General features: G+C 59.6%; 20 protein-coding genes and 1 other RNA gene. 19 read left to right on the top strand and 2 right to left on the bottom strand.

The genetic code is table 11. The features are described 5' to 3' along the window. Positions 1 to 120: 120 nt before the first annotated feature. Positions 121 to 1,155, bottom strand: a complete 1,035-nt coding sequence (locus ACXAF3_RS00105; RefSeq protein ID WP_475110266.1) for a type IV pilus twitching motility protein PilT — start codon at positions 1,153 to 1,155, stop codon at positions 121 to 123. Between the two features lie 66 nt (positions 1,156 to 1,221). On the opposite strand from ACXAF3_RS00105, the gene ACXAF3_RS00100 reads away from it, so the two are divergent. The 3 genes from ACXAF3_RS00100 (at position 1,222) to ACXAF3_RS00090 (ending at position 3,415) form a co-directional block, all read left to right on the top strand. Continuing rightward, positions 1,222 to 1,920: a YggS family pyridoxal phosphate-dependent enzyme gene (locus tag ACXAF3_RS00100; RefSeq protein ID WP_475110265.1), complete on the top strand. Its 699-nt coding sequence runs from the start codon at positions 1,222 to 1,224 to the stop codon at positions 1,918 to 1,920. Further along, positions 1,917 to 2,744, top strand: coding sequence for a pyrroline-5-carboxylate reductase (gene proC, locus ACXAF3_RS00095; RefSeq protein ID WP_475110264.1), 828 nt, complete (start codon positions 1,917 to 1,919; stop codon positions 2,742 to 2,744). The genes ACXAF3_RS00100 and proC overlap by 4 nt, the downstream gene beginning before the upstream one ends. Before the next feature lie 62 nt (positions 2,745 to 2,806). After that, complete coding sequence (locus ACXAF3_RS00090) at positions 2,807 to 3,415, top strand: YggT family protein (RefSeq protein ID WP_475110263.1); 609 nt, start codon at positions 2,807 to 2,809, stop codon at positions 3,413 to 3,415. 14 nt (positions 3,416 to 3,429) lie between these two features. Here ACXAF3_RS00090 and ACXAF3_RS00085 read toward each other — a convergent pair. Beyond that, a non-coding RNA gene (locus ACXAF3_RS00085) (sX9 sRNA) lies at positions 3,430 to 3,507 on the bottom strand. Between the two features lie 174 nt (positions 3,508 to 3,681). On the opposite strand from ACXAF3_RS00085, the gene ACXAF3_RS00080 reads away from it, so the two are divergent. The 16 genes from ACXAF3_RS00080 (at position 3,682) to ACXAF3_RS00005 (ending at position 20,033) form a co-directional block, all read left to right on the top strand. Further along, positions 3,682 to 5,646, top strand: coding sequence for a dynamin family protein (locus ACXAF3_RS00080; protein WP_475110262.1), 1,965 nt, complete (start codon positions 3,682 to 3,684; stop codon positions 5,644 to 5,646). Between the two features lie 174 nt (positions 5,647 to 5,820). Further along, positions 5,821 to 6,969, top strand: coding sequence for a homoserine O-succinyltransferase MetX (metX, locus tag ACXAF3_RS00075; RefSeq protein ID WP_475110569.1), 1,149 nt, complete (start codon positions 5,821 to 5,823; stop codon positions 6,967 to 6,969). Continuing rightward, the gene (metW, locus tag ACXAF3_RS00070; RefSeq protein ID WP_475110261.1) at positions 6,970 to 7,560 is read left to right on the top strand and encodes a methionine biosynthesis protein MetW; all 591 of its coding nucleotides are present in this window, start codon (positions 6,970 to 6,972) and stop codon (positions 7,558 to 7,560) included. Between the two features lie 84 nt (positions 7,561 to 7,644). Further along, positions 7,645 to 8,097: a DUF4426 domain-containing protein gene (locus ACXAF3_RS00065; protein ID WP_475110260.1), complete on the top strand. Its 453-nt coding sequence runs from the start codon at positions 7,645 to 7,647 to the stop codon at positions 8,095 to 8,097. A gap of 128 nt (positions 8,098 to 8,225) precedes the next feature. Then, complete coding sequence (gene rdgB / locus ACXAF3_RS00060; RefSeq protein WP_475110259.1) at positions 8,226 to 8,846, top strand: RdgB/HAM1 family non-canonical purine NTP pyrophosphatase; 621 nt, start codon at positions 8,226 to 8,228, stop codon at positions 8,844 to 8,846. After that, positions 8,839 to 10,095 (top strand): radical SAM family heme chaperone HemW, encoded by a 1,257-nt coding sequence (gene hemW, locus ACXAF3_RS00055; protein ID WP_475110258.1) that lies wholly within the window; start codon positions 8,839 to 8,841, stop codon positions 10,093 to 10,095. The genes rdgB and hemW overlap by 8 nt, the downstream gene beginning before the upstream one ends. Before the next feature lie 159 nt (positions 10,096 to 10,254). Further along, the gene (trxA, locus tag ACXAF3_RS00050) at positions 10,255 to 10,578 is read left to right on the top strand and encodes a thioredoxin TrxA (protein ID WP_475110257.1); all 324 of its coding nucleotides are present in this window, start codon (positions 10,255 to 10,257) and stop codon (positions 10,576 to 10,578) included. A gap of 375 nt (positions 10,579 to 10,953) precedes the next feature. Continuing rightward, positions 10,954 to 12,213, top strand: coding sequence for a transcription termination factor Rho (gene rho / locus ACXAF3_RS00045; protein WP_475110256.1), 1,260 nt, complete (start codon positions 10,954 to 10,956; stop codon positions 12,211 to 12,213). A 271-nt stretch (positions 12,214 to 12,484) separates the two neighbouring features. Then, positions 12,485 to 12,754, top strand: a complete 270-nt coding sequence (locus tag ACXAF3_RS00040) for an RNA recognition motif domain-containing protein (protein WP_475110255.1) — start codon at positions 12,485 to 12,487, stop codon at positions 12,752 to 12,754. Positions 12,755 to 12,909: 155 nt separating this feature from the next. Next, positions 12,910 to 14,373 (top strand): 4-hydroxy-3-polyprenylbenzoate decarboxylase, encoded by a 1,464-nt coding sequence (gene ubiD, locus ACXAF3_RS00035; RefSeq protein WP_475110254.1) that lies wholly within the window; start codon positions 12,910 to 12,912, stop codon positions 14,371 to 14,373. 43 nt (positions 14,374 to 14,416) lie between these two features. Beyond that, positions 14,417 to 14,818: a hypothetical protein gene (locus ACXAF3_RS00030; RefSeq protein WP_475110253.1), complete on the top strand. Its 402-nt coding sequence runs from the start codon at positions 14,417 to 14,419 to the stop codon at positions 14,816 to 14,818. Between the two features lie 160 nt (positions 14,819 to 14,978). Continuing rightward, positions 14,979 to 16,181: an IS91 family transposase gene (locus ACXAF3_RS00025; protein WP_475110252.1), complete on the top strand. Its 1,203-nt coding sequence runs from the start codon at positions 14,979 to 14,981 to the stop codon at positions 16,179 to 16,181. Between the two features lie 70 nt (positions 16,182 to 16,251). Further along, the gene (locus tag ACXAF3_RS00020) at positions 16,252 to 16,689 is read left to right on the top strand and encodes a hypothetical protein (protein ID WP_475110251.1); all 438 of its coding nucleotides are present in this window, start codon (positions 16,252 to 16,254) and stop codon (positions 16,687 to 16,689) included. A gap of 115 nt (positions 16,690 to 16,804) precedes the next feature. Further along, entirely contained in the window at positions 16,805 to 17,575 is a 771-nt protein-coding gene (locus ACXAF3_RS00015; RefSeq protein ID WP_475110250.1) for a hypothetical protein, read from the top strand. Positions 17,576 to 17,755: 180 nt separating this feature from the next. Continuing rightward, positions 17,756 to 19,312, top strand: a complete 1,557-nt coding sequence (locus tag ACXAF3_RS00010; protein WP_475110249.1) for a transposase — start codon at positions 17,756 to 17,758, stop codon at positions 19,310 to 19,312. A 244-nt stretch (positions 19,313 to 19,556) separates the two neighbouring features. After that, positions 19,557 to 20,033, top strand: coding sequence for a hypothetical protein (locus ACXAF3_RS00005; protein WP_475110248.1), 477 nt, complete (start codon positions 19,557 to 19,559; stop codon positions 20,031 to 20,033). Positions 20,034 to 20,292: the final 259 nt, after the last annotated feature.

Below are 20,292 nucleotides of genomic sequence, written 5' to 3'. Positions count from 1 at the left end.
AGGTGCCGCCGCCGGCAAAGCCGGCGCGAGCCCGTAAAACATCAGCAGTTCCGCGCAACTGCGCCAATGTTTTACGGGCGACGTTGAAATCATTCATGGATGAATAATTTCAACGCCAGGTTAAAAGTTCTCCGGCATCTTGGCCTTCTCGCGCGCGACTTCGCGGCTGATGATTCTGCGCTCCACCAGGTCCTGCAGGCACTGGTCCATGGTCTGCATGCCGACGCTGGCGCCGGTCTGGATGGCGGAGTACATCTGCGCGACCTTGTCCTCGCGGATCAGGTTCCTGATCGCCGGGGTGCCGCGCATGATCTCGTGCGCCGCCACGCGGCCGCCGCCGTTTTTCTTCAGCAGCGTCTGCGAGATCACCGCCTGCAGGGATTCCGACAGCATCGAGCGCACCATGGCCTTCTCCTGGGCCGGGAATACGTCCACGACACGGTCGATGGTCTTGGCGGCGGAGGTGGTGTGCAGGGTGCCGAACACCAGGTGGCCGGTCTCGGCCGCGGTCAGCGCCAGGCGGATGGTCTCCAGGTCGCGCAATTCGCCCACCAGGATGATATCCGGGTCTTCACGCAGCGCCGAGCGCAGCGCCTCGGCGAAACCGTGGGTGTCGCGGTGCACCTCGCGCTGGTTGACCAGGCACTTCTTGGATTCGTGTACGAATTCGATCGGGTCCTCGATGGTGAGGATGTGCTCGTACTTGTTGTCGTTGATGTAGTCCATCATCGCCGCCAGGGTGGTGGACTTACCGGAGCCGGTGGGACCGGTCACCAGCACCAGGCCGCGCGGTGTGTCTGCGATCTGCTTGAACACCTGGCCCATGCCCAGGTCCTCCATGGTCAGCACCTTGGAGGGAATGGTCCGGAAGACGGCGCCGGCGCCGCGGTTGTGGTTGAACGCGTTGACACGGAAGCGCGCCACGCCGGGCACCTCGAAGGAGAAGTCGGTCTCCAGGAACTCCTCGTAGTCCTTGCGCTGCTTGTCGTTCATGATCTCGTAGATCAGGCCGTGTACCTGCTTGTGCTCCATCGGCGGCAGGTTGATGCGGCGCACATCGCCGTCCACGCGGATCATCGGCGGCAGGCCGGCGGAGAGGTGCAGGTCGGAGGCGTTCTGTTTGGCGCTGAAGGCGAGGAGTTCTGTGATATCCATACTGCTACCTTATTGTTCTCGGGGGATTTGCGTAGAATCGGCCCCTTTCTGGTATCGGGCTAGTATATGCGCAAAGGGACCATCGTCGAAAACCTGAATCTCGTGCGTGAGCGGATCGTCACAAGCTGCGCCGCCTGCGGTCGCGATCCGGCGGCCGTGACCCTGCTCGCGGTCTCCAAGACACGCCCGCCGGAGGATCTGCGCGCGGCCTACGGCGCGGGCCAGCGCCACTTCGGCGAGAACTACCTGCAGGAGGCGCTGCAGAAGCGCGAGGCGCTGGCGGACCTGGATATCTGCTGGCACTTCATAGGTCCACTGCAGTCGAACAAGACCCGCGCTGCGGCCGAGGCCTTCGACTGGGTGCACAGTGTCGATCGGTTGAAAATCGCCCAGCGCCTGTCGGCACAGCGCCCCGCGGGCAGGGCGCCGCTGAATATCTGCCTGCAGGTCAACATAGATGCGGAGGAGAGCAAGTCCGGCGCAAGCCCGGACGAGCTGCTGGCACTGGCGGCGGCGGTGGCGGAACTGCCGAATCTCCATCTGCGCGGTCTGATGGCCATACCGGCGCCGCGGGAGGTGGAGCAGCACCGCCCCTTCGAGCGGCTGGCGCAGTTGCTGCAACAGCTGCGCGAACAGCTGCCGGGGCAGCCGCTGGACACCCTGTCCATGGGCATGTCCGGCGATATGGAGGCGGCCATAGCCTGCGGTGCGACCATCGTGCGAATCGGCACCGATATTTTCGGCGAGAGGGAGAAGAAGCAGTGACTGAACCCAAGATGGTATTTATCGGCGGCGCCGGCAATATGGCCGGTGCGGTGATCGGCGGCCTGGTGGCGAGCGGCTATCCGGCGGAGCGGATCGTCGCCACCGGACGCAACGCGCAGAAGTTGCGGGATTTCGCCGCGCGCACCGGTGTGCGCGTGAGCACGGACAACGCCGCCGCGGTGGCGGAGGCCGATGTACTGGTGCTGTCGGTCAAGCCGCAGGGGATGAAGGCGCTGTGCGAGTCGCTGGCACCGATAGTGAGCGATCGCAAACCCCTGGTGATCACTCTGGCCGCGGGCATACCGCTGGCCGCCTACCGGCGCTGGCTGGGCGCCGGCGTGCCGATAGTGCGCGCCATGCCGAACACCCCGGCGCTGGTGGGCACCGGCGTGACCGGTCTCTACGCCGGCGGGGATGTCGGCGAGGCGCAGCGGAAGATCGCCGAGCAGATGGCGGAGGCGGTGGGCATCGCCTTCTGGGTCGAAGAGGAGTCCGGGATCGACCGGGTGATCGCCGTGTCCGGCTCCGGGCCGGCCTATTTTTTCCAGTTTATGGAGTCGATGATCGACGCCGCCGAGAAGGCCGGCATGGCGCGCGCCGACGCCGAGCGCCTCACCTTGCAAACCGCCCTGGGGGCGGCGAAACTGGCCGCAGCCAGCGATGTCGACGTGGCGCAGCTGAAGCGCAATGTGATGTCCCCGAACGGCACCACCGAGCGCGCGATACAGCGCTTCCAGCGCGGCGGCCTGCCGCAGCTGGTGGAGCAGGCCATGGGCGACTGCGCCGCGCGCGCGGCGGAGATGGCGAAGGAACTGGACAACTGACGAACCCCGGGGTGGCCGCGGCATGCACATCCGCCCCGTGAAACACTGATTAGGGATAAATAATGGCGGGCACTTTCAGCAATATCGGCGTTTTCCTGTTGGCCACCCTGGGCATTCTGTTCCTGTTCGCGGTGCTGATGCGCTTCCTGTTGCAGCTGGCGCGGGCGGACTTCTACAACCCCATCTCCCAGGGCATCGTGAAAATAACCAATCCGCTGCTGCTGCCGCTGCGCAAGGTGATCCCGGGGCTGTTCGGCATCGATATGGCGTCGCTGGTGCTGGCGCTGCTGGTGGGGCTGGTGATGATCATCGGCTGCGGCCTGCTCGCCGGCGCCGGCCTGTTCAACCCGCTCAGCGCGCTGCTGTGGTCGCTGATCGGCTGCGCCATGACGGTGATCGCGATCGTCTTCGTCGGCATGCTGATCTCCATCGTGTTCAGCTGGATAGCGCCGCACAGCGGCCACCCGGCGCTGATGCTGCTGCGCCAACTGCTGGAGCCCTTCTGCGCGCCGGTACGCCGCCTGATCCCGCCGCTGGGGGTGATCGATATCAGCCCGATCTTCGTGTTTATCCTGCTGGCGGTGGCGGACAAGCTGCTGTTCGGCTTCGCGCAGATGGCCAATATGCCCGCCTTCGTCTACAGCCTCTTCTGGCATATCCCGGGCTTCTGATGCAGCGCCTTCCTAGCTGTTTCATAACGTAGCGAGCGGGTGGCTGGTGGTGGCCGCCGGAGCGGAGGCACCGCAGTGTACAAGTAGTACATGAGGATGCCGAGCACCGCCGGACGCCGCCAGGCGCCCGCGCAGTAGTTATGAAACAGCTTCTATTCCCGAGCACTGGGTCGCAATAATTGCGGCCCGGCGCTTCTATAATCCCCGCACTTGGCCGACAATGCCCGGCTCAAATTTCGCTGTGCAGTAAAACAAGAACATCAGACATGGAAGACGCCATCTTGCGCCAGCATATCGCCGACTACGACCGCTGGAAAAAGGCACTGGACCGCCAGTTCGCCGCCTTCAACACCTGGCTTCAGGAGCATTTCCCCAATTCCGCCGGCGCCCGCCAGGTGGTGCAGCAGGCGCGGGCACTGCTCGCGGAAGACCAGTTTACGCTGGCGCTCGTGGGCGAGTTCTCGCGCGGCAAGACGGAGCTGATCAACGCGCTGCTGTCGGACACCTACGGCAAGCGGCTGCTGCCGTCCAGGCCCGGGCGCACCACCATGTGCCCGACGGAGATCTTCAGCGACGGCGGCGAACAGGCCTGCCTGCGCCTGCTGCCGATCGAGACCCTGGCCACCAACACCAGCCTGGAGAGCTTCCGCCGCATACCGCAGAAGTGGGTCACCCACGAGTTCAACGCCGAGGACGCCGAGGCCACCCGCGAGGCGCTGATGCGGGTCGCCGCGAGCAAATCGGTGACGCCGGAAGAGGCGGCCCGCTACGGTTTCGACCGCCGCCACCTGGACGGCAAGGGCAAGCTGGTGGAGATACCGGCCTGGCGCTACGCGCTTCTCTGCCTGCCGCACCCGCTGCTGGCCCAGGGGCTGCGCATTATCGACACGCCGGGATTGAACGCGCTCGGCAACGAGCCGGAACTGACGCTGTCGACCCTGCCCAGCGCCCAGGCGGTGGCCTTCCTGCTGGCCGCCGACGCCGGCGTCAGCGGCACCGACCTGAACATGTGGGAGACGCACCTGGTACCGCTGCGCGAACACCGCGGCACCGCGGTGATGGCGCTGCTGAACAAGGTCGACGCCCTCTGGGACGACCCGGAAGAGGACGCCGGCCTGCTGCTGCGGCGCATGCGCGCCCAGGTGGCCAAACTGCTGGCGCTGCCGCAGGAGAGTGTTATCGGCGTGTCGGCGAAGAAGGCGCTGCTGGCGCGCGCGCAGCGGGATCCGGAGCTGCTGCAGATGAGCCGCTTCGCCGAATTCGAGAATCTGCTGGTACAGCGCCTGTTGGAACACCGCCAGAAGGTGGCCGAGCACCGCTCGCTGCACCAGGCCCTGACCCTGATGGCGGACACCCGCGACCTGCTCAAGCGCCGCCTGAACAGCGGCCGCGCGGCACTGGCGCACCTGCAGCGCAACAGCGTTGCCAATGGCGACCAACTGGCGGAGCTGGCGCAGCTGCAGCAGACGGTGCGCGAGCAGCACAAACTCTGTCACCAGGAGCTGCTGACTCTGAAGTCCAGCCAGCGCATGCTCGCGCGCCAGCGCGCCTCGCTGCTGGCGCCGGTTTCAAGCCAGCAGCTGCAGCTGCTGATCGACGATACCAGCCGCGCCCTGCACGAGCGCTGGACACCGCTGGGCATGGCCAGGGCCATCGACAACTTTATGGAGGGGGTGGACCACCAGCTGGCCAACCTGAAGCGCGAAGTGGATCAGGCCAACCGCCTGGTGGACGCGATTTTCGAGCGCTCCTCCCTAAACAACCTGGATGCCAGCGAGCAGCACTTCAGTATCCACAGCTTCCGCGTCGCGCTGCGCGGCCTGCACCGCCAGGCGGCGCAGCTGCGCCGCTCGCCGCAACTGCTGCTGGCGCGCCGCAACCGCCTCACCGAACGCTTTATGGGGACACTCGCCAGCGAGGTGGGGCGCCTCTACAGCCAGATGATCTCCGCCATCGACGCCTGGCTGGAACAGGCGCTGGAGCCGCTCAAGCAGCATGCGCAGTACCAGAAGCACCTGTTGAACCGGCACCTGATCAAGCTCACGGAGCTGAAGCAGAAGACGCAGAGCAAGCGCACCGACCTGCGCGCGCTGGAAGAGGAGATTCTGCGCAACGACAGCGCCCTGGCATCGCTCGAGGAGCTGCTGCGCCAGAGCAGCAGCGCCCCGCAGCCGCTGGCACCGGCGCCAAAACCCGACAATGTCACCCCGCTGAAAAAGGCCCCGGCTTAAGATCGGCGCGCGGTGGCGGATGTGGCCCTTGGGGGCGGCCAGGCGGGACCTGATTTGTATTCCGCCGCGCCGCTCCCGTAAACTTGCCGGTCTCCCATCCGTTTACTGCCGATCGATCCGGAAGCCTTGACTGCCTTGTCCACGGAAAAAGTTTCACCGCCACCCGCGCGCGATATCGCCGAGCCAGGTTCCGTCGGTATCGTCACGCCGCAGAGTCACACCTTTAGCGAGCAGCTGGAACTCGCCTGCGGGCGCAGGCTGAAGGACTACACGCTGGTCTACGAGACCTACGGCGAACTGAATTCGGCGCGGAGCAACGCGGTGCTGATCTGCCACGCGCTGTCCGGCCACCACCACGCCGCCGGGCGCCACAGGCCCGGGGACAGGCGCCCCGGCTGGTGGGACCACTATATCGGCCCCGGCAAGCCGATCGACACAAACAAGTTTTTCGTCGTGTCGCTGAACAACCTGGGCGGCTGCCACGGCTCCACCGGCCCCGCGTCGATCAACCCGGAAACCGGCAAGCCCTGGGGGCCGGACTTCCCGCCGCTGCGCGTGCGGGATTGGGTGCACAGCCAGGCGCGGCTCGCGGACCTGCTCGGCATAGAGCAGTGGGCCGCGGTGATCGGTGGCAGCCTCGGCGGCATGCAGGCGATGCGCTGGTCGCTGGAGTACCCGCAGCGGCTGCGCCACTGCGTGGTCATCGCCTCGGCGATGAAACTGTCGGCGCAGAATATCGCCTTCAACGAGACGGCGCGCCAGGCGATCACCTCGGACCCGGATTTCCGCGGCGGCCGCTACCTGGAGCAGGGTGTGCTGCCGCGCCGCGGCCTGGCGGTGGCGCGTATGATCGGTCACATCACCTATCTTTCCGACGACGGTCTGGGCAAAAAATTCGGCCGCGAGCTGCGCTCCGGCACCTTCGAACGGGGCGTCGAGGAGCAGGTGGAGTTTCAGGTGCAGAGCTACCTGCGCTACCAGGGCGACACCTTCTCCAACAGCTTCGACCCCAACACCTACATCCTGATGACCCGCGCGCTGGACTATTTCGACCTGGCGCGCGAGTACAACGACGACCCGGTGGCGGCCTTCTCTCACGCCAGATGCAAATTCCTGCTGATCTCCTTCACCTCCGACTGGCGTTTCGCCCCGGCGCGCTCGCGGGAGATCGCCGATGCGCTGATGCACGCCAATGTGCCGGTCAGCTACGCCGAGATAGAGTCCGCCATGGGCCACGATGCCTTCCTGCTGCCGAACGAGCGCTACCAGCGGGTCTTCGGCGCCTATATGAATGGTGTGGCCAGAGAAGTGGAGGGCCGCTGAATGCGTATCGATCTGGATGTGATCCAGGACTGGATAGCCCCGCAGACCCGCGTGCTCGACCTGGGCTGCGGTGACGGTGAACTGCTCGAGCAGCTGGGCAGGAACAAGCGGGTCAGCGGCTACGGTCTGGAGATAGATCCCGAGCAGATAGAGCGCTGCATCGCGCGCGGCGTCAGCGTGGTGGAGCAGAACCTGGACAAGGGGCTGGGCAACTTCGCCGACGACAGCTTCGATACCGTGGTCATGACCCAGGCGCTGCAGACGCTGCGCCAGCCGCACCTGGTGGTGCGGGAGATGCTGCGTGTCGGGCGCGAGTGCATCATCACCTTCCCCAACTTCGGCCAGTGGAAGGCGCGCTGGCACCTGGCGTTTTCCGGGCGCATGCCGGTATCGGACTTATTGCCGTACGAATGGTACGACACGCCCAATATTCACTTTTGTACTTTCCGCGATTTCGAAGTGCTCTGCCGCGACAACAATTGGACTATTCTGCACCGCCAGGTAGTATCCGAGACCAAAGTGGGCCGGATTTTCAAGGATCTTCTACCCAATCTGTTCGGAGAGACGGCAATCTACCATCTCACTCGCTAGACTTAATTGAGCAGAGTAAAAACGCGCCAGCTGGAACTGTGGATATTTGCCGCGGGCGCATACCGGCAACGAAGGAGGCGAACCGTGAAACGCATTCTGACCGCTGTGACCACCATCGCACTGCTCTTCTGGGCGGCCAGCGCCGCCGCGCAGGAGGCCAAGGTGATCAAGAGTCACCAGGACTTCGGCGACTACCGGGTGATCTATTCGGTGTTCAACAGCGAATTTATCAAGCCGGAAATTGCGCAGCAGTACCAGCTGGTGCGCGCCAAGGACCGGGTCTTCGTCAACGTATCGGTGGTGGAGAAGGCGGGCGGCAAGCACGGTCTCAGTTCCGAGATATCCGGCACCGCCACCAACCTGATCCAGCAGTCGCGGCCGCTGAAATTTCTCGAGATCCGCGAGGGCGACGCCGTCTACTACCTGGCGCCGCTGCGCTTCGAGGACGAGGAAACCCTGACCTTCAGGGTCGATGTGAAACTGCCCAACGGCAGGAGCGAGACCATCAGCTTCCGGCGCAAGCTGGAGAAAGACTGAGCCGCGCGCCTATAGCGCGTGGCGCCGTGTGCGGCCCGGCGACCCGCAGGGGGTGGCGGGCTCGCGCCACCTGCCGGCAATGTAACAACCCAGCGCGGGCCGGAAGGCCCGTTTTTTCGTAGTCGACTATGTCAAAAAAAATCGTACTGGCCAGCGGCAACGCCGGCAAGCTCAGGGAATTTGCCCAGCTGTTTGCGGGCTGGGATATCGAAGTGGTGCCCCAGTCGGCGTTCGATGTGCCTGAGGCCGAGGAGACGGGGCTCAGCTTTATCGAGAACGCGCTGCTCAAGGCGCGCCACGCCAGCCGCATCAGCGGTCTGCCGGCGCTGGCGGACGACTCCGGCCTGGCGGTGGACGCCCTCGGCGGCGCGCCGGGTATCTACTCGGCGCGCTACGCAGGAGTGGCGGCCACCGATGCCGACAACAACCGCAAGCTGCTCGAGGCCCTGGAGGCGGTGCCGGACGAGCGGCGCGGGGCCAGCTTTCACTGCGCGCTGGCGTTCGTGCGCCGCGGCGACGACCCGGTGCCGCTGGTGTGCAGCGCGCAGTGGCGCGGGCGTATACTGCGCCAGCCCGCCGGCGAGCAGGGTTTCGGCTACGACCCGCTGTTCTTCGTCGAGGCGGAAGCCATGACCTCCGCGCAGCTGCCGCGGGAAGTAAAAAACCGCCTCAGCCACCGCGCCCAGGCGGTGCGGCAGTTCGCCGCCCTGTGGCGCGAGCAGATGCAGGGTGGTGCCGCCCTTGTCTGACGCGGCCCCGCGGTTGCAGCTGCCCCCGCTCAGCCTCTATGTGCATATCCCCTGGTGTGTGCGCAAGTGCCCCTACTGCGACTTCAATTCCCACGCGGCCGCTGGCGCGGTGAGTGCGCACGGGGCCGCCGGCCCCCACTCGTCCGGCTACGGCCTGCCGGAAGTGGAGTATGTGGCGCAGCTGCGGCGCGACCTGCGCAGCCAGTTGCCCTGGGTGCAGGGGCGCAGGCTGGGCTCCATCTTTTTCGGCGGCGGCACGCCGAGCCTCTTCTCGCCGGCGGCCATAGGCGCGATTCTCGAGGCGGCGGAGCGGCTGATCGGCTTCGAGACGGATATCGAGATCACCCTGGAGGCCAATCCCGGCACCTTCGAGCAGGCCAAGTTTTCCGGCTACCGCGCCGCCGGCGTCAACCGCCTGTCCATCGGCGTGCAGAGCTTCGACCCGCGCCAGCTCGAGAACCTGGGCCGCATCCACTCCGGCGAGGAGGCCGCCGCGGCGCTGGGCATGGCGCGCCGCGCCGGCTTCGACAATATCAACCTGGACCTGATGCACGGTCTGCCGCAGCAGACGGAAGACGAGGCGCTGAATGACCTGCGGCGCGCGGTGGCGCTGGCGCCGGAGCACATCTCCTGGTACCAGCTCACGATAGAGCCCAACACCGCCTTCTACAGCGCGCCGCCGGTCACGCCCGGATCCAAGCTGATCGCGAGCATGCAGGCCAGCGGGCGCGAGTATCTGGCCGCCGAGGGCTACGCCCGCTACGAGGTGTCCGCCTACAGCCGCGCCGGGCTGGCGTCGCGCCACAACCTGAACTACTGGTCCTTCGGCGACTATCTGGGCATAGGCGCCGGCGCCCACGGCAAGGTGACGCTGCCCGAGGAGTCCTCGGCGCAGGGAGAGGGGCGGATACTGCGCAGCCGCCGCACCCGCGCGCCGCGGCACTATTTGTCCGGTGCCGCGGACGGTGCCGAACTGATCCACGGCGAGCTGGCGCCGCCCCGCTGCGACGATATCGAGCGCGGCGACCTGCCGCTGGAGTTCCTGATGAATGCGCTGCGCCTGGTGGACGGGGTGCCGATCGATACCTTCGGCCGCTACACCGGCCTGCCGCTGGCGGCGTTGGAGCGCCACTGGCCGGCGCTCGAGGCGATGGCGCTGGTGCAGCCGCTGCGGCGGCGCATCGCCGCCAGCGCCTTCGGGTTCGACTATCTTGATGAGATCCTGCAGCGATTTCTGGAGCAGCCATAGGGACGGCGGCCGGCGCGGACCTTGAAAGCCGCTGGCGCAGGCCCCATCTAGCGCAAAACGCCTTGCGGGCGGAGACCGGCAGTCCTTATTATGGCGCGCCGTGCCTGCGGTCGAGACCGTACCGGTTAATTTAGAGACACTAGAGAACAGGAAAGCAATATGAGCGAGATCGTCAACGTAACTGACGCCGAATTCGAAGCCGAAGTCCTCAAGGCCGAGGGCCCGGTGCTGGTGGACTTCTGGGCGCAGTGGTGCGGCCCCTGCAAGATGATCGCTCCGGTGCTGGACGACCTGGCGGGCCAGTACGGCGACAAGCTGAAGATCGTCAAGGTGGACGTGGACGCGAACAAGGAGACTCCGGCCAAGTACAATGTGCGCGGCATCCCGACCCTGCTGCTGTTCAAGGGCGGCAATGTGGAGGGTACCAAGGTCGGCGCCCTGTCCCGGGCCCAGTTGACCGAGTTCATCGACGGCCTGCTGTAACACGGCGGAGGGCTGCAGGGGGAACAAATTCCCTTTGCAGTCTTGCAATCTGCCGTTATACTGCTGTGTAATCTTGAAAGTACGCAGACGCGTCGTAACAGAGAGCTGACGACGAGCTGACAAAGACGCCCTTCCGCACGGTCTCTGACCTTCCTCGGCGCGAAAACTCCTCGAGTAGAACTTATCCGTCAAGAACGCTGCTCCGCCTGTTGTTTACAGAGCAGATAGTGAGTTCCTCTGGGCTTTTGCGCGGCCGGCAGGCAATGACACAGCAATGTGGGCGAACACGAGCAAACTCCTAAATTCCAAACCCCTCCTTATAGTTCCCGGCGCGTCCGCGCCAGTAGCAACAGAAACCTTAATAAAGCAATTGGTATGAATCTTTCCGAATTAAAAACCAAACCCATTGAAGAGCTGATTGAAATCGCCAAGGGCATGGGCCTAGAGAACCTCGCCCGCTCGCGCAAGCAGGACATTATCTTCAACATCCTCAAGCGCCACGCCAAAAGCGGTGAAGACATATACGGCGACGGCGTGCTGGAGATCCTTCAAGACGGTTTTGGTTTTTTGCGCTCCGCCGACTCCTCCTACCTGGCGGGCCCGGACGATATCTACGTTTCCCCGAGTCAGATCCGCCGCTTCAACCTGCGCACCGGTGACTCCATCTCCGGCAAGATCCGCCCGCCGAAAGAGGGCGAGCGCTACTTCGCGCTGCTGAAGGTTAGCGAAATCAATTTCGACAAGCCGGAAAACGCCCGCAACAAGATTCTGTTCGAAAACCTGACCCCGCTCTTCCCCAACGACCGCCTGACGCTCGAATGTGGCAACGGTTCCTCCGAGGACCTGATCGGCCGCATCATCGACCTGGTGGCGCCGATCGGCAAGGGCCAGCGCGGCCTGATCGTCGCGCCGCCGAAGGCCGGTAAGACCATCATGTTGCAGAACATGGCCCAGGCCATCACCCGCAACAACCCCGAGTGCCACCTGATCGTGCTGCTGATCGACGAGCGCCCGGAAGAGGTGACCGAGATGCAGCGCTCCGTGCGCGGTGAAGTGGTCGCGTCCACCTTCGACGAGCCGCCGGCGCGCCACGTACAGGTGGCCGAGATGGTGATCGAGAAGGCCAAGCGCCTGGTGGAACACAAGAAGGACGTGGTGATACTGCTGGACTCCATCACCCGCTTGGCGCGCGCCTACAACACCACCGTGCCCAGCTCCGGCAAGGTGCTGACCGGCGGTGTGGACGCCCACGCGCTGGAGCGCCCCAAGCGCTTCTTCGGCGCCGCGCGCAACATCGAGGAGGGCGGCAGCCTGTCCATCATCGCCACCGCGCTGGTCGACACCGGCTCCAAGATGGACGAGGTCATCTTCGAGGAGTTCAAGGGCACCGGCAATATGGAGCTGCAGCTGGACCGCAAGATCGCCGAGAAGCGCGTCTACCCGGCCATCAACGTGCGCCGCTCCGGCACCCGCCGCGAGGAGCTGCTGATGCCGGAAGGCGAGCTGCAGCGGGTCTGGATACTGCGCAAACTGCTGCACGATATGGAAGACCTGGCGGCCACTGAATTCCTGATCGACAAGCTGAAGGACTTCAAGACCAACGACGAGTTCTTCCTGTCCATGAAACGGAAATAATTACCATTTATAACCGGTGTCGAATAAGGGCGCCGGTTTTGTATAGATTTCTGAATAAGACGTTTTTTTGCGCCGAATTCAGTTGAAAAGGTGCGCCGTTAGGCATATAAAGTTCCACATTGTGGCGCTGGAAGTGTACGACGCCCGACCGAATTGGCCCGGGGTGATGCGAATCACCACATCGAGGGGCCAATCTCAGATGGATGATCTGGTGGAGCTGGTTATCCATTTGTGACTGCACGACAGCCCACATATCTAGTGAGACTTTTTTGTGAATATCTATATTGGAAATCTGGCCTACGGCGTTACCTCCGACGAACTGCACGAAGCTTTCGGTGCTTTCGGAGAAATCTCTCGGGCTACTGTAATCACCGACCGTGATACTGGCCGCTCCAAAGGCTTCGGTTTCGTGGAAATGCCGAACGACGACGAAGCGCGCAAAGCGATCGATGAGATGAACGACAAGCCGCTGTCTGGCCGTAACATCCGTGTTAACGAAGCCAAGCCGCGCGAAGATCGTCCGCGTCGCCCCCGCTTCTAAGCGCATCGCAGCTTAAAAATTCCAAGGCCCGCCGCAACCGCTGCGGGCCGTTTTCAACCCCCGCCGAGCGCCCCCTGAACAACAGGGTGCCATTCCCTATTTTGTCTCCGCTGCTTTACACTGCGCACTGACTCACTCTCTGTGCCCGGTAACGCATGAAATACAAAGACCTGCGCGACTTTATCAAGCTGCTGGAAAAGCGCGGCCTGCTCAAACGTATCCAACACCCCGTAGATCCAAAACTCGAAATGACAGAGATCGCTGACCGCGTGCTGCGCGCCGGCGGTCCGGCACTGCTGTTCGAGAACCCGGTCGGCTTCGACACCCCGGTGCTGGCCAACCTGTTCGGCACCCCCGAACGGGTGGCGCTCGGCATGGGCCGCGAAAGTGTCGGCGAGCTGCGCGAAGTCGGCGAGTTGCTCGCCTTCCTGAAGGAGCCCCAACCGCCGGAAAACCTGCGTGACGCCTGGGAGAAGCTGCCGGTGTTCAAGCAGGTGCTGAACATGGGCCCCAAGGTGGTGAGCAAGGCCCCGTGCCAGCAGGTGCAGCTGAGCGGCGAGCAGGTGGACCTGACCAGGCTGCCGATCCAGACCTGCTGGCCCGGCGACGCGGCGCCGCTGGTCACCTGGCCGCTGGTGATCACCCGCGGCCCGGAGAAAAGGCGCCAGAACCTGGGCATCTACCGCATGCAATTGCTGGGTAAAAACCGCCTGATCATGCGCTGGCTGTCCCACCGCGGCGGCGCGCTGGATTTCCGCGACTGGTGCCGGAAGCACCCGGGCCAGCCCTACCCGGTGGCCGTCGCCCTCGGCGCCGATCCGGCCACGATACTCGGCGCCGTGACGCCGGTGCCGGACACTTTGTCCGAATACGCCTTCGCCGGCCTGCTCAGGGGCGACAAGACCGAAGTGGTCCAGGCGACGCTGAGCGACCTGCAGGTGCCCGCCAGCGCCGAATACGTGCTGGAGGGCTTTATCCACCCGGACGATATGGCCGACGAGGGCCCCTACGGCGACCACACCGGCTACTACAACGAGGTGGACCGCTTCCCGGTCTTCACCGTCGAGAAGATCACGCACCGCAGGGATCCCATCTACCACAGCACCTACACCGGCCGCCCGCCGGACGAGCCCGCGGTCTTGGGAGAAGCCCTGAACGAGGTCTTCGTGCCGATACTGCAGAAACAGTTCCCGGAAATCGTCGACTTCTACCTGCCGCCGGAGGGCTGCTCCTACCGCCTCGCCGTGGTCACGATGAAAAAACAGTACCCGGGCCACGCCAAGCGCGTGATGATGGGCGTCTGGTCTTTCCTGCGCCAGTTTATGTACACAAAATTCGTTATAGTCACCGACGAAGACGTCAACGCCCGCGACTGGAAGGACGTTATCTGGGCCATGACCACCCGCATGGACCCGGCGCGCGATACGGTGATGGTGGAAAACACACCCATCGACTACCTGGACTTCGCCTCGCCGGTCTCCGGTCTCGGCTCCAAGATCGGCTTCGATGCCACGAATAAATGGCAGGGTGAAACCAGCCGGGAGTGGGGTCGGCCGATCGAGCGCGATGAAGAAGTGGTAAAAAAGATCGACGAGATATGGCCCCAGCTCGGGCTGTAAGACAGCAAAAAATCCGTAATCCATGATCCCAGGGAGGGGGAAGATGCGAGTCATCAAAACCATGCGCCCAGGCGAGCGGGGCGCTCAGCGATTCCAGCGGCGCTATGGCGAACGTCTCTGCGCCGTGCGCTACCGCCGGTCCGACTGCGGCACCAAGGTTCTGACCACAATTGAAATCGTCGTCGACGAGCGCGAACGAGCCCCGGCGCGCACATCCTACAATGCCCTGCACGCGCACCGGCGGGCCCAGCCGGTCGCTCTCAGAATCACATACGAAGAAACAGAACTGCGCCGGCTGATCAAGCAGGCGGGTGGCCGTTGGAGTGCCAGAGCCAAGGCCTGGGTAATCCGCCGCGACACCGCCATCAGTCTGGGTCTGGGGCACCGTATTGTAGAAGGGCTGGTGGATAAATGTGTAGATATAGACACCAGTATCGAAGTTTAAGGTGGCTATATATGGGTATTTATGGCTAGATATAGGAAAAAATGCCTATATCTGTACACTGTGTGTAGATGTAGACATGCTTCTGAATAAAACTGTTGTACATAGCCGCTGCGCGGCAAAGAGGTAGCGTCAGAGATATATTAGCAAAGGACAAAAGGATATGTCCGATCGCACCATACAAAATTTGTTTGTTGCGTACCACGATAAATTAGCAACGGAAAAACAGCCTTTAAAGAATCTGAAGGCCATCGATGCGTTAACTCGTTGCCGGACCAGCGAGATGGGCGTCAGTTACTATACGTGCAAGAAGAATCATCCCGCGATAGAAATAAATCACTCTTGCCGCCATCGCAGCTGCTTTTTATGTGCGCAGAAAAAGCGTCTGGAATGGATTGAAAAGCAAAAGCTAAGACTACTTGATATACCCCACTTTCATGTGATCTTTACCTTGCCGCATGAATACCTTTCGTTGTGGCGTTACAACGAAGCGCTGTTTTCCAAGATCATTTTTCAGGCCAGCCAGAAAACGCTGCTGCAGCTGTTGTCTGAAGAGCGTCATGGAGGGGTGAAGCCAGGCATCCTTATGGCGCTTCATACCTGGGGCCGGCAACTTAATTTACATCCTCATACGCACTGCCTAGTGACGGCAGGCGGCCTTGATCAGCAGGGGAGCTGGAAGGATTTAGGCGATTTCCTTCTACCGAGCAAAGTGATTCGCCAGGTATATCGAGGCATACTCCAGGGGCTGGTAAAAGCTGCATTTGAGTCTGGCGACCTGCGTTTACCACCCGATATGACGCGTGAAGTCTTTTGGCGGATGTATCGCAGCCTGTACAAAAAATCCTGGAGTGTCCGGATCGAAGAACGATATGAGCACGGTAAGGGAGTGTTGCTGTATTTGGCACGCTACTGCAAAGGAGGGCCGGTAGACCCCCGACAGCTAAAACGCGTTGAATCTGATGTGGTTGAGATGAGCTACCTTGACCACCGAGACAAGCGGACAAAGTTCCAGCAATTGAGGCCCCGGGAGTTTATCCGCCGGGTACTTCAACATGTCCCCCCTCAGGGGCTCCACACCATTCGGTACTATGGCTTGTATGCGGCGGCCGCAAAGGAAGACTATCAACGTTGCCGTAGGGTATGCGGCACATTAGCATCGGTTCCCAATAGTGCAGACTGGCCATCTATGGTACTTTACTGCAAGACCTGCGGAGGCCCATCCCATCTATCTTACCGATGGTGGCCCTCGCGGCAGAAAGGAAATTCCATTAATAAAGAGGCGGGCCGGCAATATCGTGCCGGCGCCCATGTACAACAAGACGATGAACAGTTCCTCGCGGAGAGTTCATACAATACGTCCTAAACTCAGAGCGAGTTTATTTTTTTGTGCGGCGAGGACTGTTATCTCAGCGTTAGCTGCCTACGGAGAAATAATGAAAATATCAATTTTTATGATTCTATTCACATTTTCAATCGGAGCATTTGCGGATAGCAGCGCCTACAACAGTGCAATTTCAGACGGCAACAACTTCAAAGAATGTGGCTTCAATGATTCTACAAATATGGCTATCGAGTGCTTTGAAGAAATCTCAAGATTTTGTGCTGGAAAATCTGGTAACAGAGATATGAGTATGTGCTGGCAATCATATTATGAGTGGGCTCAAAAAAGATCTGATGAATTGCATAAACTATTATCTCAAAAGGAAGAATATCAAGCTGAGTTGCAAAATGATTGGGAGAAATATACTAGTTCTTACTGCTCAAAAGAAACTCACTATGTAGGTAGCGAAACCAATATCTGTAAAACTAAGCATATTCTATTTCGCGTGTACGCATTAGAAGAGCGTTACTGCTATATGGGGTGCCAATAATGCAGCTAACAATCACAGGCACTTTGCTACGGCCCTGCGGGCCTCCGCGGGACGGCCTACGCTGCGCTCCGGCCGCCCGTGCTGTGGGCGTTAGTCTTATTACGGAAAAAGTAGTATGAAAAAATTTTTATCGAAATGGGGTGTTTATCTCGGGCAAATTTTCAGCCCAGATGTAATTGTTCCCATATTTGTTGCAGTCACCTTCGGGTATTGGTCAATCGTATCAGGGGATGCTCTAACCAAAACTGTTGGGGCAACAGTAATGGCATTATTTGCAGGTTTGGCTGGTGCCATGTTGAGCAAAAACATGTTGGAGAACTCCAGGAAAGGGCAGATATTTACACGCGGACAATCTGCCGTGCGTGGTTTGAACTTGATCTTGGCAAATCTGGGTACACTAGAAGCACAGTTAGAGCGAGCTAGAGCTTACGCTGATGATGATCTTGGTAAAGATTTTTCATACATAAAAACACTTAGCATTGTGATACAGCGTCAAGCTGTCAACTCTATCGAAGAGTGGAAAGATATTTTACCTGAGGCGGATATTCTCGAGTTAATCGAAGAACTAAAAACAAAAAGCAATGAGCAGGATGAACTGAGAGAAGCTCTAGACAATGTTCAAGAACAACTGGATGAGGCTCAAAACGATTCGGGTTTAAAATCTGATGAGCTTGACAGGCTCCGTTCGCAAAAATCCAATTTAGAGAAACAGCTTCGAGAGAAAGAGCTGGAGGCTCTGAAGGTTCTCCCATCCTCACTTGGTAGAGGGTCCCTGTTTACGGGTACAACTGGTGATTACACCACCACACCTGGACTTTTCATTGATACAAAAACAGGCGCCGCGATATACGAAACAAAGCCGGCGCTACTCATGGATCAAGACTAACAATGCGCAGCAAAGGGACGGCTTACTTTATGCGCGTCTTGCGCAGTCGCTGCGCTCCTATTTTCGCGCAAAACGCGCATAAAGTAAGCCGCCCCTGTGCGCGGCGTTCTGGTTGTAGAAAAACTCTGTAGAAGTAGTGTTTTTTGATAGAATTGGCGGATCATAAAAGGAATGCCCGCCATGCCAAATTTCAAGCGGTATAACTACAACCAGGACGCGATGGTTGTAATCAATTTTGAGGAGCAGCTGCAGCCTGGAACCTTCGAATTTACCCTCCACCATCTCATCGACAATCATATCGATCTATCCGCGTTCTACAACAAATACCAGAATGACGCCGGTGGCCGCTCAGCCTACGACCCGGCCATTCTCCTGAAAATTATCCTGTTTGCTTATTCCAAGGGCATAACGTCCAGCCGTGAAATCCAGTGGCAGTGTGAACACAACATCATCTTCAAGGCGCTGTCCTGTGACTCAGTGCCGCATTTCACCAGTATTGCCAGCTTCGTCAGTAGCTACCCCGATGCGATAGAGGCTATCTTTGAGCAGGTGCTGATGGTCTGTGATCAGCAGGGGCTGTTAGGCAATGAGCTATTTGCCATCGATGGCTGCAAAATGTCCTCCAATGCTAGCAAGGCGCACTCGGGTACATTCAAGGAGCTGGAACAGAAGCGGAGCAAGATTCGCAAGAAGATCCGACACTGCCTGAAGGAGCACAAGAAGCTCGACGGACGCAAGCCAGCCGAACGAGAGCGCAAGCAGCGCCTAGCGCAGGCCACCGAGACACTGCAGAAACACTTCGACAAGATTGATCAGTTCCTAAAGACGGCATCCCCAAGGATGGGGCAAGGCAAACAACCAAAAGAAGTCAAAAGTAATATCACCGACAATGAGTCGGCCAAGATGACCACTAGCAAGGGCACCATCCAGGGCTACAACGGCGTTGCAGCGGTGGACAAGAAACACCAGATTATTGTCGAGGCCCAGGCGTTCGGCGAGGGTCAGGAACACCACACTTTAAAGCCTGTACTTGACGGGCTCACCGCTCGCTACCGCAGAGCCGGTATTCACAACAACATCCTCGCTGAGCAGGTGATCGTCACTGCCGATACCGGCTTCTCCAATGAAGCCAATAACGAGTATCTAAGAGACGAAGGCATCAATGCCTTTATCCCCGACAATCAGTTCCGCTCCCGCGACAAAGTCTTCGCCAGACAAAAAGAGAAGTACGGCAAGCGGCACCGCGATACGATGATTGGCGTGAAGCAGGTGATCCCCGCTAGCGAGTTCCAGTTCGACAAGCGTCGCAAGACCTGTGTCTGCCCAGCGGGCAAAGAGCTACTCCTCTATAGAGAAGAAGGCGTAAGCGAGGGCAAGCGCAAGCTGTTCTTCGAGGGGCGTCTGACGGACTGTCGCCACTGCCACCTGAAACACCAGTGCATGCGCAATCCCAGCTCCGCCGACACCCGAGACGGTCACGGGCGGCAGGTGTCCACCACCTGGACCAACGGCCGCACGGCGACCGACTGGATGAAAAAGCGTGTGGACAGTATTGCGGGCAAGACCATCTACAGTCACCGGATGTCGGTGGTAGAGCCGGTGTTTGGCAATATCGGCACCAATAAACGGTTAAATCGCTTCTCGCTCCGTGGCCGTGAGAAGGTCCAGGGGCAATGGCGGATGTTCTGTTTAGTGCATAACATCGAGAAATTGATGCGATATGGGGCGATTCACTAATTCACGGGGTTATCCACACTCGCCAACGTGAAATGGCTGTGGTCTACGCAAAATGGGTGATTATGTAAAACAATCATGGTTAAATAGCGCTCACTCAACCGAAGAAAAATGAGAGCCATAAAACGATTATTTCGAAATTCGTTTTTCTACAGGCTCGTTATATTCGAAGAGTATGCAAAAATATATTCTGTTGTTAAGTGCGATTTTCTTAATTTCCTGCGTTCCTCTTAAAGGAAAGCACTACATGCCGGCTTCTAACACGGGAAAGATAAGTGAAAGAAATGCTTGCAGTACAAGATTGATTTCATTCAACGATAATATCGAGGGAGTTGATATTTCCGTGTTCTCAGCACCCGTTAAATTTAACGGATTAAAGACATGGGTGTGGGTTACAATGAAGTCCAGTATTTCCTTTGAAATAGAGTTCGGAGAAAGATCGGTTAAGTTTTTTACAAATGGAATTGAATTAACAAAAATGGATATTTCCTTGAGTAAAAAACATGTCGATGGATATTGGGAGTCAAGCGATCTGGAATATCTAAATGAAATTAAAGGAAGTACTGGAGAAATTAAAGAGCTTAACTTTGTTTTTTATCTTCCCCATTATGAAAAATTCGATCTGGCTTTAGAAGATTTGAAAATATCATCCAAAGAAATCAAGAACATATACATTGCATTCGAGGTGTTTGAGTCAATAGATATTCATCCGCTAAACTGCTGAATATAACGAATAAGGATAGATCGCGCGCAGCCGTGATCTGATCCAGTTGTTGAACAAGCCCGTATTTCCGGCCTGCTCTTTATAAGAAAATATATTTTTCAAAAATAAGGAAGTGTTGGTATCTGAGTGGCGGTCATTTTTTTAAGGGCGAGCGCCGGCCTTGGCTTTCTTCGAGCCAATAAGCGCGGCCCTACTTGTCGCTGAAGCTGTACTCCCTCCCTTCTAATGGATGGCGATATTTGATCGGGATCTGCCTGTT

It is taken from the genome of Microbulbifer sp. ABF4_143 (assembly GCF_056160225.1).
Note: the sequence above shows the minus strand (reverse complement) of the source record. Positions and strands in the feature narration are given on the sequence as shown.